Raw genomic sequence first — 12,564 nt, forward strand, 5'->3', positions numbered from 1 at the left:
AACCCGCCCCCTCCGCCACGCCGCGCATGACCCCTCCCCGCTGCGGCAGGGGAGGCTTTGGTCTGCCGCAAATTGCCGCTATGCGTGCTGCGAATGAACCATCCGCGCGAGCCCCACAGCCGCCTGCCCGTAGGCCTGTCTCTTATACCCTTCTGCGGCAGGGTGAGACCGTGGCGCGCCGCCATCACGGTCGCCGCATGGTCGCCGAGCGTGCCCGAGACGATGATGTCCATGCCCGCCGTGATGTTCGTCGGCGCGATATCCGCCCCCGCGAGCATCGTCCCGACACCTGCCGTATTGATGTAGATGCCATCGCCGCAGCCACGCGGCACGACCTTCGTATCGCCCGTCACGATGGAGACACCCGCCTCCTCTGCCGCCGCCGCAATGTCCGCGACGATGCGGCGCAGCGCGGCGATGGGAAAGCCCTCCTCAAGGATGACGGCGAGCGAGAGATATGCGGGCGCCGCCCCCGTCATGGAGAGATCGTTGACCGTCCCGCAGACGGCGAGCCGCCCGATGCTCCCTCCGGGGAAGAAATGCGGCTGTACAACATAGGAGTCCGTCGTAAACGCCGTGCGGCCCGTGAGCGGCAGTACCGCACCGTCGTGCAGAACGTTCAGCAGCGTGTTGCCGAGCGCGGGCAGAACGACCTCCTCCATGAGCGCATGGGAGAGCTGTCCGCCCGCCCCATGTGCCATGGTAATCACATCATGCTCCATAGTGGAACCTCCCTCCGCCGTACTTGTACCACGCGGCGCACGTCCCCTCGACCGACACCATGCAGGGGCCGACAGCGTGCTCCGGCACACATGCCCGACCAAAGAGCGCACATTCCTTCGGCAGGATCGCCCCGCGCAGCACCTCGCCGCAGCGGCAGCCGCGCCGCCCCTCGATGCGCGTCTCGATCGTGAGCGGGCGCACAGCGGCAAAGTCATAGGCACAGTACGCCTCGCGCATCGCAAGGCCCGAGGCTGGGATCATGCCGAGTCCGCGCCATGCCGTCTCCGCCGGCTCATAGACGCGCTCCATCGCCGCGCGCGCTGCCGGATTCCCCGCAGGCTGCACGACGGACGGGTAGGCGTTCTCGATGCGCGCCGCCCCCGCTGCGATCTGGCGGACGAGCATCTGCAGGGCGGTGAGAATCTCCAGCGGCGCAAAGCCGCCGACCACACCGGGCACATGGTAGTCCTCCGCGAGGAAGGAAAATGCCTCCGTCCCCGTCACGACGGCGACGTGCCCCGGCAGGAGAAAGCCGTCCACGTGCGTCTCACCGCCGTCGAGCAGGGCGCGCATGACGGGCGGCACAAGTTTCTGCGCCGAGAGCAGGAAGAAGTTCCTGCGCCCCTGCTGCTCTGCCGCGAGCACCGCAGCCGCCTCCGTCGGCGCAGTGGTTTCAAATCCGACGGCGAGGAAGATCACCTTTTTCTCAGGATGCTCTGCCGCAATGGGGAGCGCGTCGAGCGGCGAGTAGACGATGCGCACGTCCGCCCCCGCCGCCTGCGCCTCGGCGAGACTTGAGCGCGTCCCCGGAACTTTCAGCATATCGCCGAACGTCGTGATGATGACATCCTCCATCCCTGCATACGCAATCGCCGCGTCGATGTAGCTGTCGGGGGTCACGCAGACGGGACAGCCCGGCCCTGAGACCAGCTCGACCTCGGGCGGAAGGATCTGGCGCAGCCCCGCGCGAAAGATCGCGACGGTATGCGTCCCGCAGACCTCCATGATGCGGATATGCCGCCCCGCGAGCAGACAACGCATCTCATCGAGGATCGCCCGACTCTCCGCCTGCATCTCCTGTGTGCGGGTCATGCCATGTGCTCCATGCGCGGCGTATCGATGTGCGTCACCGTGCGCGGCGCACCGTTCATCTCCGCGCGCAGTGCCTCAATGCGCTCCATCTCCGCGGGATCGACGATCTGCATCGCAAAGCCCGCATGGACGAGCACGAAGTCTCCCACCTTCGCCTCGGGCAGGAGCATGAGGCTCGCCGCACGGCGCACCCCCTGCACCTCCACCGAGGCGAGCTGATCCTCTATTTCAACGACTTTCGCCGGAACTGCTAAACACATGTTGTTTCCTTCCCTATATGATGAAAATTTTATCTACAAGGACATCGCATCTAAAGCGTCCAAGGTGCCCCCTCCGTCACGCTGCGCGTGCCACCTCCCCCGCTGTGGCAGGGGAGGCTTTCGGTTTACGGCATGCAGCTTCCCCCGTCCAAGACGGGGGAAGTGCCGAGCAGCGTGAGGCGATAGGGGCGCTCGTTGCTCATACACATTTCTCACGATAGAACACCGATAGCGTTCAAAGCGCCCCCTCCGTCACGCTGCGCATGACACTTCCCCGCTGCGGCAGGGGAGGCTTTGGTCTGCCGCAAATTGCCGCTATGCGTGCTGCGAATGAACCATCCGCGCGAGCGCCACAGCCGCCTGCCCGTAGGCAATGCCGCCGTCGTTCGGCGGAACGCGGTGCGGCAGGAGCACATGATAGCCGCCGATGCGCGGCAGAAGCTCCTCCAGGAGAAGCGCGTTCTGGAACACGCCGCCCGCGAGGGCGACCGTGCGCAGCCCCGTCCGCACCGAAAGGATGCCAAGCACCTCGGCGACCGCCGCCGCCATCGTCACGTGAAAGTCCAGCGCGCGTCCCGCACGCTCCTCCACGGTCAGCGCCTCCGCCCCATCCCAGAGCTAGTTGGTTTTTTTCTTTTAACATACCGCCACCCCCTAAGTACCCCCCTTTTCCCCTCCCCGCCACTTTTCCAATTTTCTGCTGAATAGCCCGCGCCCTTTCTCTTATCCCCATCTCCGCCCGCCTGCACCCCGCCGTTGACGAGGAGGCGATAGGCGGGGCCGCACGCGGCGCACGCATTCGGCTGCGCGTGAAAGCGGCGGTCGCGCGGATCGTCGTACTCACGCTGACAGGCGGGACACATCGGAAACACCGCCATCGAAGTCAGCGGACGATCGTACGGAACGCCGCGGATGATCGAGTAGCGCGGGCCGCAGTTCGTGCAGTTCGTAAAGGCATAGCCATACCGCCGATCCGCTGCCGACAGGATCTCGCGCCGACAGTCCGCACAGACCGCAAGATCAGGCGATACAAGCGTCGCTGCCCGCGTCCCCGCGGGGCTCGGCAGGATGCGGAACGTCCGCTCCCCGCATGGCATGACCGCCTGCCACGTCACCGCCGTTACCACTGCCGCACGCGGCGCATCGTCTGCGAGAGCGACGGCAAAGGCGTCGAGTGCCGCCGCCGTCCCTTCCGCCTCGATGCCGACTCCCGCGCTGTCGTTCAGCACCCAGCCGCTGAGTGCATACTCCTCCGCGAGACGATAGACAAAGGGACGATAGCCCACCCCCTGCACAATCCCCGAGACACGAAAGGCGCGCCGCTCGGCGGCGCCCCCCTCCGTATGTACTGCGGTATGTGCCGCGCCCGTCATCTTAGGCATACGGTACGGCACGCGGCGCGAGCCGAACGCCCCACGCGCGCAGCTCCTCGGCCGCACGCTGCGCGAACGCGGGCAGGGCCGCCTCCATCGCAGGGCTCATCGTCAGCCCCGCCGACAGATCGTAGGGCTGCATCCCGAGCACGACCACGTTCGGGATCGCCCGATCCGTCACCGTCAGCCACGCGAGCACATCCTGTATGCCGATCTCGTGCGATGAGACCTTTTCCTGAAAATGCGCCATGATCGCATCATCCTCAAAGCGGTACGCCGTCCCCGGAGCACCGTCACCCGAGACCGCGTCGAGAATCAGCAGATGCTGTGTCCCCGTGACGAAGTGCAGCAGCTCGGGTCCGAGCGTCCCGCCGTCGAGCAGGCGCACCTCATCCTCGGAGAACGCCCAGTGCTGCTCCAGATACTCCATCGCGCGCACGCCGAACCCCTCGTCGCGCAGAATGATATTGCCGATGCCGAGTACGGTCACAGGCGCAACGGGTACAATCGACTCCTCCATCAGCGCACCTCCTTCCCCGCCTTCTTTGCCGCCACCTGCGCACGCAGCCACGCATACCAGTCCGCGAGACCCTCGCCCGTCTGACAGGAGACAGGAAAGATCGCGATCCCGGGATGCAGGGCTGTGATGTCCGCACGCGCCGACGCCATATCGAAATTCGTATACGGGAGAATATCCACCTTGCTGAGGACAGCCGCCGCCGACTCCTTGAAGATCAGCGGGTACTTCAGCGGCTTGTCGTCCCCCTCCGTGATGCTCAGAACGACCGCCTTCTCATCCTCGCCGAGCGCGAACTCGGCAGGGCAGACGAGATTTCCGACGTTCTCGATCACGAGGAGATCGAGCGCGTCGAGATCGAGGCGGTCGAGTGCCGCCGCGACCATCGCCGCGTCGAGATGACAGCCGCCGCTCGTATTGATCTGCACGACAGGCGCGCCGCAGCGCTCGATGCGTGCCGCATCCTTCGTCGTAAAGAGATCCCCCTCCACAACTGCCACGCGCAGATCACCCGCGAGCTCCTGCAGCGTCTGCTCGAGCAGCGACGTCTTGCCCGCGCCCGGCGAGCCGAGCAGATTCAGCGCATAGATCCCATGCTGCGCAAAGAGCGCCGCGTTCTCCGCCGCCGCCGCATCGTTGCGCCCTAGAATGTCTGCTTTTACAACTACTTTCATCGCTCTATTCCATCTCTATAAAATCCACGCGCATCTCGCGGCCGCCGATGATCTCCATTCCGCCGCCGCAATGGGGGCAGAGGTAGTCCTGCGGTCGGATGTGCTGCTCCCTGCCGCAGTCGTGACAGCGCCCCGTGAGGGGGACGCGCTCCCAGGTGAGCACGGCATCTGCCGCGATCGTGTCCGCCGTAAGGGAGGAAAAACACAGCGAAAGCGCATCGGTCTCCACGCCCGACAATTCGCCGAGCAGGAGGCCGATGCGCTCGATGCGCGCTGCGCCATTTTTCTGTGCATAGTCCAGGGCAATATCCAAAATGCCCTCGGCAATCGCCATTTCGTGCATCTTAGAGCTCCGCCGAAAGCCCATGTGCGGCAAAGGTACTGATGAGCTCCGTCATCTTCGTCTTTGCCGGGTCATAGTCCACGGTCGTCTCCCCGTCGTGCGTGTGGATGTGCACGTAGAGGACGCCGGGCAGCCCCAGGAGCGCCTTCTCCACAGCGGCGGCATTCTCCTCGGTGTAGCCCTTCACAAAAAACTGTAGATGCGTCGTGCTCTCTGCGAGCCCGCAGCCGCATTCTTTACACATAGAAAACTCCTTTATCTCCTAACAAAAGCATATTGCTTGCGTAACAGAAACACTCATCGGTGCAAGGGTGCCTGATTGATCAAAGCGCCCCCACCGACGCGCAAGCGCGCCACCTCCCCCGTAGCGACGGGGGAGGCGAATCCACCGTTCATCGAGTGCCTCCCCTGTCACAGCGGGGGAGGGGGACCGCGAAGCGGTGGAAGGGGCGCCTGTTACTTGCACAACGAGGTGCCTGCACGCACACTGCTTTACTCCACGTCGTTGACATCCGCCGGGGTATGGCGCAGGAGCTTCGAGCCTGCGAACATGCTCGAGACCTCTGCCTCGCCCTCCATGAACTCAGCGCGGATGACCATGTAGAAATGGCCGATGGCAAAGAGAATGATCGCCCATGCCGCATAGTGATGCACATAGTGCGAGATCATCTCGCCGCCGAGCACGCGGTTCACCCAGCCGAAGAGCGTCCCGCCGATCGCAGACGGCTCCGTCATGTAGTACATGGCAAAGCCCGTCAGCACCTCGATTGCCACGAGCACGTAGAGCCCTGCGTACGATCCGCGTGCGAGCGGGTTGCGCAGAAACGGCTTGTGCGTCGCCTTGATCAGCATATAGTGCTGCGCCACTTCCATCGTGTCCGTGTAGTACTGCTTCTCCCAGAAATGCGGGAAAAGGCGGTCGCCGCGGTTGATGATAAAGCCGTAAACGCGGCCGATGAAGCCCGCGCAGAAGGCAAACGCCGCGATGAAGTGGACGTTGCGCGTCACATTCATCAGGAGCGGCGACGCATCCGGCTCCGCATACAGCATCGCAGGTGGCTTCGTGATGAGGAAGCCCGTGATGAAGAGCACGATGATCGCAATGACCATCAGCCAATGGAAGATGCGCAGAAAGGGACTAAAGAGATAGTACTCCTTGCGTACTTCTTGTTTCATGCGGTTCGCCCCCTTATTTATCGACGCTGACGCCCGCGTATGGATCGGTCGTCACAACGCGGATCTTCTCCCCCTTCGCGTTGAAGAGGTGGGTCGAGCACGCCATGCACGGGTCAAACGAGCGGACCGCCTTGACGATCTCGAGCGGCTTGTCTGCGACCTTGACGGGCGTATCCATCATCGCGAGCTCGTATGCGCCGTGTCCCTCGGCATCGTCGCGCGGGCAGGCATTCCACGTCGTCGGGACGACCGCCTGATAGTTCGCGATCTTGCCGTCCTTGATGACCGCCCAGTGGCTGAGTGCGCCGCGCGGTGCCTCGTAGAGACCGACGCCCTTTGCCTCCTTCGGCCAGGTCGAGGGATCCCACTTGTCGTTGTTCACCACGCGCGTATCGCCGCTCTTGATGTTTGCGACGAGCTTGTCGAAGAAATACTTGCTGATCTCCGCCTGCAGCTGTGCATCGAGCGCACGCGCCGCCGTGCGTCCGACCGTGGAGGGCAGCCATGCCTCGACGGGGACGTTCAGCACCTTCGTCACGGCATCGATCTGATCGACGATCATCTGCTCTGCCCACGTCAGGTCACCGAGGAGGCCCTGCTTTGCCTTCGTGTAGAGGACGATGTAGCGTGCCAGGGGGCCGACCTCGCAGAGCTTGCCGCGCCATTTCGGCGTCTTGAGCCAGGAGTACTTGCCCTGCTCGTTGAGCGCCTTCCACTCGGTCTTCGTGCCTTCCTTCGGCTCCGTGTAGTGCGGGGTCGTCTCGCCCTCCCACGGATGGAGTGCCTTGTCGTCGCCGCCCTTGTACTCGTACCAGCCGTGCTCGACGCTCTCTGCGACGCCGTCGGCATCCGTCAGATCCTTCTCCGTAAAGTCATAGACCTTCGCATTCATGACGCCCGAAGCAAAGTCCTCGACGACGCCGTTGCAGCGCACGAGGAGGTTCTTGAAGAAGTCGCCGTTCGTCGCACCCGAGAACGGCTCCTCGGAGAACATGCCGAAGGCGAGCACGCGCTTTTTCGCGAGGCCGCCGCCCGAGGTGTAGCCCTTCTGGACGTAGAGATGTCCGATGGCGAGCACGTCGGGGAGATAGTAGTCGTTCATCATGTGGCGTGCCTGATTGATCGAGCGGTCAACGATCGCGAGGCGCGCTGCATTGATCGGCGCGTTGCCGTCCTCCATCGAGATGGAGCATGGCATGCCGCCAAGCACATAGTGCGGATGCGGGTTCTTTCCGCCGAAGACGACGTGCGGGACGACGAGATCCTTCTGCTTGTCGAGCATCTCGAGGTAGTGCGAGATCGCCATGAGATGCACCTCGGGCGGGAGGAGCTGATAGTCCGGATGATCCCACCACTGCGCGGAGAAGATGCCGAGCTGACCGCTGTCGACGATCTTCTGCACCTTTGCCTTGATCGCGGCGTAATAGGTGGGCGATGCGATCGGGAAGTCGTGCGGGTAGGCATCCGTGTCGAATGCCGCAGGCCCGCGGAAGGGGAGGCGATAGGTCTGGAGCACCGTGTTCTGGAGCGCCGCCGTCGCCGCCGGATCCGCCTTCAGCGCCTCGAGCGGGCTGACCCAGTCGAGCGCGTGGAGGTGGTAGAAATGGATGATGTGATCCTGATGCCCGAGGCACGCCGCAATGATGTTGCGGATGTAGTGCGCGTTCTTTGGGATCGTGATGCCGAATGCGTCCTCGACGGCACGCAGACAGCCGAGTGCATGAGAGGATGTGCAGACGCCGCAGATGCGCTGAATGTATGCCCATGCATCGCGCGGATCGCGGTCGTTCATGACGAGCTCAAGGCCGCGCCATGCCGTGCCAGAGGAGATGGCATCGGTGACCTTGCCCGATGCCTCGTCCACCTGCAGCTCAACGCGCAGATGTCCCTCAATACGGGTGATTGGGTCGACAACGACGTGTTTCATTCATGCACCTGCTTTCCCTCTTTTTCGAGCTGCTTCTCATGGCATCTCTTCTGTACAAGGCTCGCGCCCGCGTGCGCCGCAACACCGACTGCCGTTGCGACGGCAAGGCCTGCGCCGACCATGTCGACATCGATGCCGTTGTACTCCGGCAGACGCTTCGAGAACGGCGCCTGATCCCAGAAGTTCGCGTTGCTGCAGCCAATACAGGGTGCGCCCGACTGGATGGGGTACGAGAGTCCCTGATACCAGCGCAGATTGCCGCAGGAGTTGTACGTCTCGGGGCCGCGGCAGCCGAGCTTGTAGAGGCACCAGCCCCCCTTTGCACCCGCGTCGTCAAAGCGCTCGGCAAACATGCCTGCGTCGAAGAACGGACGGCGGTAGCAGGTGTCGTGAATGCGGTTGCCGTAGAACTGACGCGGACGTCCCTCGCCGTCAAGCGGCGGCAGTGTGCCGAAGAGCGCAACGTGCATAACGACGCCTGTCATAACCTCGGGAATCGGCGGACAGCCGGGCACAGCAATATAGGGCTTCGCGCCGATGAGGGAACGGATCCCCCTGGACTCCGTCGGATTCGGTGCAGCCGCCTGGATGCCGCCCGCCGTCGCGCACGTGCCGTAGGCGATGACCGCCTTTGCTCCCTCCGCGGCGTGCTTCAGCGTATGCTCGAAGGAGTGACCGCCCGACATGCAGGTGTAGGCGTGCTCCCCGATGGGAACCGCGCCCTCGACGGCAAGGATGTACTCGCCATGATACTTCTTGATCGTCTCCTCGAGATGTGCCTCGAACGCCTCACCCTCGCCGGCGCAGAGGAGATGGCTGTATTCGAGCGCAATCTCGTTCAGCACGAGATCCGATGCGAGTGGTGCGCCCGAGCGGATGAACGACTCATCGCAGCCCGTACACTCATGCCCGTGCAGCCAGATCACAACCGGCAGCGGCTTCGCCTCGGCGGCCTCGACGACCTTCGTGAGGTTGTCTGTGCTCAGCCCCATGAGCGACGTGAGGGTCACGCAGCCCTTGAGGAAATTCCGCCGGCTGAAGCCTTTTGCGAGATATGCCTCCCACAAGCTCTCCCTTTTGTTCACATTATGCCTCCTGTCCCTATGGAAGACTGCCGTCATGCCAAACACCCGCATCCATCCCGCCGCGATCGGCACACAGACACCTTTGCGAGCAGAACGACAGGGCGATTGACAACAGAAACTCGCGTCAATACTTCCCACACATCAGATATATAAAACCAATCCCGCGAAAGCCAGGGCCCTTCCGTACAAAATAATAAAGGAGGAGCCGTCCGACGCACCCGAGGGCACGACAAACAGTCCCTCGTAGCAGACGAATCCAAGGGATATTTTGCATCAAAATATCCCCTCCTCGCCCTTGCGCGGCAATGTTGTCGTTTCCTTTTCAAGGGAGCGTGGTTTTCTGCAGGAAACCGCGTTCGGAAGGGAGGCTCCGGCATTTCTGCCGAACCCCTGTGCACTGCAGGGATCACTCCCTGCGGCGCAGGCGCAGCATCATAGGCATCGCCCTTAGATGCTTTTGCTCGGAAACCGAGAGGTACAATGTACCTCTATACCTATGTAATTAATAACAGTTTAACAGAGTGAAAACAGCCTGTCAATATGCGAAAATTATTCTCATCACATGTTTGAGTTATACTTGTTTATTATAGTTATAGAGTGATCCATTCGTGGTGTATGGATGCTGTATCTGCAGTTAAGGAAGCACTGATAAATTCGGCACAGCCATCTTAGGGAAGTACCGAGAGACTGTTTTATCAGCGATTCCTTAATTCGATCAAAAAAGGGGCGCATCCCTCTGGCATCGGTGATGATGCACATGGGGAGATGCGTCCCTCGCTGTTATTTCTTTCGGCGCAGTTCCTGCCGTACGGCGTCGCGCTCTTTCTCTGTCATGGTGTTTGCGCGGATCACGGCGCGGTGCCCCTCGCGGCTGCTCTCCGTGATGAGTGCGCTATTCCCGTCGTAGGCGAGGATCTCGTAGGTGCTGATGGCGTCCTTCTTCGGGCTGAGCACGCGCCGCTGCATGGTGTAGCCGAGGTGCTCGTAGTCCGCATTCTTCATCGCCTCAGCGAACTGCGCCCGACCGAGGTTGTTGTAGAGAATGAGCTGCCAGTAGGAGACGGAGCCGTCGGCATTGCGCTTCATGCGGCTGCGGTCAAAGAACCAGCCGCGCCGCTCGTCGCCCTCGATGAAGACCCAGTCGCCGTCCTTCAGCGTGACGGGCTCGATCGCCGTCTCTTTGCCGTATGCCTCGCGCTTTGCTGCATCAGCAGCGGCAGCGGCATGCTTTTTCTCAGCTTTTTTATCCGCGGCATCTGTCTTCTTTGCAGGCTCTGCGGACACGGCGGAATGCCCTGCGCCGTCCGTCGCTGCGGCGGCCGGCTCCTTTTCCTTCGCGGGTTCTTTGACAAGAACGGCTTCGGCCGTCCCTTCCCCATCAGCCGTTTCTTCTGCCGTCTTCGTCTTCGTCTTTGCCTCCGCATCTCTCGCCGAGGCGGCATTGGTCTGCGGTGTCTGCTCTGCTGGAGGGTTCTCTGTGCCGAGCTCATCCATCTCCGCATCGAAGGCATCTTCCTGCGTGCACTGTTCCGATGCCGCACGGTCCTTTGCCGCGGGCTCCGCCGTGGTCTGCGCCCTGTCTGTCGTCTTTTCCGTATCCACTGTCTCCTGTGCATCCTTTGCGGCAGATGCGGTGCGCTGTTCTGACGCGGCAGCTTCTCCATGAGACTCCTCTGCCGCCATGACGGCATGGATCTCCGTCTCCTTCTCGGCGGCCGTCCCGCTGACGGGGAGGAGGAGGATTCCTGCGGCGAGCAGGCAGGTGATGGATTGCATAGTGTCTCCTTTGCTTACAAATACGAGGCCGGGTTGACGGGCTGTCCGCTGAGGCGCACCTCGTAGTGCAGATGCGGTCCTGTGGAGTGCCCCGTCGAGCCGACATAGGCGATGATCTGTCCGCGCCGCACGCGCTGTCCTGCGGTCACCACGACCGCCGAGGCATGTCCGTAGCGTGTCGAGACGCCGCTCCCGTGATCGATGTCGACCATGTTGCCATAGCCGCCCGCGTTCCAGCCCGCGATGGTCACGACGCCGTCCGCCGTCGCGACGATGGGTGTTCCCATCTCGGCGGCGATGTCGATGCCCTGATGGAACTCTGCGCCATTCCAGCGCAGTCCATACCCTGAACTGATGAAGCCGTCCGTCGGCCAGCCTGTCGGGGTGGTGACGGGTGTATCGTCACCCAGGAAGGAGGATGCCCCCGGCACATCCTTCTGCATCATGACGGCAAGCTGTCCGATGGAGGTGCGGCGCACTGCGGTGCGTTCCTCTAGCATCGTGAGTGCCTCGCTGACCTCATCCGTCGTGAGTGCGTGCGGTGCGCCGCCCGTCGGTGCCGGTGCGGCATCTCCTTCCTGTACCGCGCTGTCCGTCTCCGCCGGCGGTGCGCCGACGAGTGCGCGCAGCCCGTCCTCCGTACGCTGGATGGCATCGACCTCCTGCCCAAGCGCGGAGGCCTTTTTCGCGATCTGGCGGATCTGCTCCTGCTGGATGCGGTTCGCCTCGCGCAGCTGTGCAGCTTCTGCCTCATGCAGATAGGAATGCGTAAGGGTGTAGATGGAGAAAATGGAAGCGGCGGCAACGATCCCGACAACGGCTCCTGCCCCCACGGCAAGCAGGCGCAGTCCTCTCCGTGAGAGCCGTACCGTGCGTGTCGTATCGGTCACACGATCAACCAGCTGGAGTTTATAGCGCGCATCTTGTTCTTCGTTCAATGTATGTACCTCTTCCCCTATCACAGTCACATCCTTATCCTAGCCAAAGAACATGAAAACCTGCTGTGACACAGCAGGTTCTGCAAGAATATATTTCCTCAGTAGCGAATCGGCAGCGGTTTTGCCATGGCTTCCTTCAGTACGTCCTTTTCCTCGTCGCTCAGCGGATACTCCGACGATCCGTTCTTAATTGGCTTAATGTAGCTGCGTGAGTCCTCACGGGCAAAGATACTGGAAAAAATGACGCCGTCGTTGTTTGCATCGAGCAGAGCAACCGCATAGCTGAGATCGCCGCCCATGTCCTCGAAGGCACGGAACCGTACGGAGGCAACGCGCACGAGCGACTGGCGGATGAACTGTCGGATTAGTTCGTTCTCCTCGAGGATGCGTGCGTTCGTTGCCGCGACCTCCTCCACCGTGCGCACGTGCTGGATCAGCATCCCCTCGAGATCGTCCTTGCTCGAGCCGCGCATCATCGCGCGGTAGCGGCTGCTCATCGTCGAGAGCCGTACCATGACGTAGATGACGAGGATGAGCAGGACGAAGATCAGGAGCAGCGCGGTGAGCAGGAGGGCTGCATCATGTGCTTCGATCGACTTCACTAGATTACTAAAAAACAAGTTCTCTCTTCCCTTCTTTCCTCCGTCCCCCATGGGGCGGAGGCGGATGTGCCCCAGAGG

14 protein-coding genes, 1 pseudogene and 1 riboswitch are annotated in these 12,564 nt (G+C 62.3%); all 15 genes and pseudogenes read right to left on the minus strand.

Translation table 11 applies throughout. The annotated features are described in order from the left end of the window. On the minus strand, positions 1-722 hold a 722-nt coding region (locus C1713_RS01260), incomplete at its 3' end, for an AIR synthase related protein (RefSeq protein WP_245870893.1). Continuing rightward, a complete protein-coding gene (gene hypD, locus C1713_RS01265; RefSeq protein ID WP_102492773.1) occupies positions 712-1,815 on the minus strand; it encodes a hydrogenase formation protein HypD in 1,104 nt (367 codons plus the stop codon). The genes hypD and C1713_RS01260, both read right to left, overlap by 11 nt. Then, complete coding sequence (locus C1713_RS01270) at positions 1,812-2,075, minus strand: HypC/HybG/HupF family hydrogenase formation chaperone (RefSeq protein ID WP_009753389.1); 264 nt, start codon at positions 2,073-2,075, stop codon at positions 1,812-1,814. Before C1713_RS01270 ends, hypD begins: the two co-directional genes overlap by 4 nt. A gap of 315 nt (positions 2,076-2,390) precedes the next feature. Then, positions 2,391-2,666 carry a Kae1-like domain-containing protein gene (locus C1713_RS01275; protein WP_420852646.1) on the minus strand — a complete coding sequence of 92 codons (276 nt, stop codon included), beginning with the start codon at positions 2,664-2,666 and terminating at the stop codon, positions 2,391-2,393. A gap of 67 nt (positions 2,667-2,733) precedes the next feature. After that, positions 2,734-3,448 (minus strand): annotated as a pseudogene (locus tag C1713_RS01280) (acylphosphatase); the annotation flags it as partial. Position 3,449: 1 nt separating this feature from the next. After that, the gene (locus C1713_RS01285; RefSeq protein ID WP_102492774.1) at positions 3,450-3,968 is read right to left on the minus strand and encodes a HyaD/HybD family hydrogenase maturation endopeptidase; all 519 of its coding nucleotides are present in this window, start codon (positions 3,966-3,968) and stop codon (positions 3,450-3,452) included. Then, the gene (gene hypB / locus C1713_RS01290) at positions 3,968-4,639 is read right to left on the minus strand and encodes a hydrogenase nickel incorporation protein HypB (RefSeq protein ID WP_102492775.1); all 672 of its coding nucleotides are present in this window, start codon (positions 4,637-4,639) and stop codon (positions 3,968-3,970) included. Before hypB ends, C1713_RS01285 begins: the two co-directional genes overlap by 1 nt. Before the next feature lie 4 nt (positions 4,640-4,643). After that, positions 4,644-4,982 carry a hydrogenase maturation nickel metallochaperone HypA/HybF gene (locus C1713_RS01295; RefSeq protein ID WP_050342273.1) on the minus strand — a complete coding sequence of 113 codons (339 nt, stop codon included), beginning with the start codon at positions 4,980-4,982 and terminating at the stop codon, positions 4,644-4,646. A 1-nt stretch (position 4,983) separates the two neighbouring features. Beyond that, positions 4,984-5,226: a heavy-metal-associated domain-containing protein gene (locus C1713_RS01300; RefSeq protein ID WP_006690837.1), complete on the minus strand. Its 243-nt coding sequence runs from the start codon at positions 5,224-5,226 to the stop codon at positions 4,984-4,986. A gap of 248 nt (positions 5,227-5,474) precedes the next feature. Continuing rightward, a complete protein-coding gene (cybH, locus tag C1713_RS01305) occupies positions 5,475-6,158 on the minus strand; it encodes a Ni/Fe-hydrogenase, b-type cytochrome subunit (protein WP_006690836.1) in 684 nt (227 codons plus the stop codon). Positions 6,159-6,171: 13 nt separating this feature from the next. After that, positions 6,172-8,085: a nickel-dependent hydrogenase large subunit gene (locus C1713_RS01310; RefSeq protein ID WP_006690835.1), complete on the minus strand. Its 1,914-nt coding sequence runs from the start codon at positions 8,083-8,085 to the stop codon at positions 6,172-6,174. After that, positions 8,082-9,170: a hydrogenase small subunit gene (locus C1713_RS01315; RefSeq protein ID WP_039981204.1), complete on the minus strand. Its 1,089-nt coding sequence runs from the start codon at positions 9,168-9,170 to the stop codon at positions 8,082-8,084. Before C1713_RS01315 ends, C1713_RS01310 begins: the two co-directional genes overlap by 4 nt. Positions 9,171-9,504: 334 nt before the next feature. Next, positions 9,505-9,647, minus strand: a riboswitch (molybdenum cofactor riboswitch). A gap of 303 nt (positions 9,648-9,950) precedes the next feature. Beyond that, positions 9,951-10,946 (minus strand): cell division protein, encoded by a 996-nt coding sequence (locus C1713_RS01320; protein ID WP_102492776.1) that lies wholly within the window; start codon positions 10,944-10,946, stop codon positions 9,951-9,953. A gap of 14 nt (positions 10,947-10,960) precedes the next feature. After that, positions 10,961-11,884 carry a M23 family metallopeptidase gene (locus C1713_RS01325; RefSeq protein ID WP_102492777.1) on the minus strand — a complete coding sequence of 308 codons (924 nt, stop codon included), beginning with the start codon at positions 11,882-11,884 and terminating at the stop codon, positions 10,961-10,963. 98 nt (positions 11,885-11,982) lie between these two features. Continuing rightward, positions 11,983-12,504, minus strand: a complete 522-nt coding sequence (locus C1713_RS01330; protein ID WP_102492778.1) for a DUF4446 family protein — start codon at positions 12,502-12,504, stop codon at positions 11,983-11,985. Between the last annotated feature and the right edge of the window lie 60 nt (positions 12,505-12,564).

Source organism: Centipeda felix, from assembly GCF_900186465.1.
Lineage (GTDB): Bacteria > Bacillota > Negativicutes > Selenomonadales > Selenomonadaceae > Centipeda > Centipeda felix.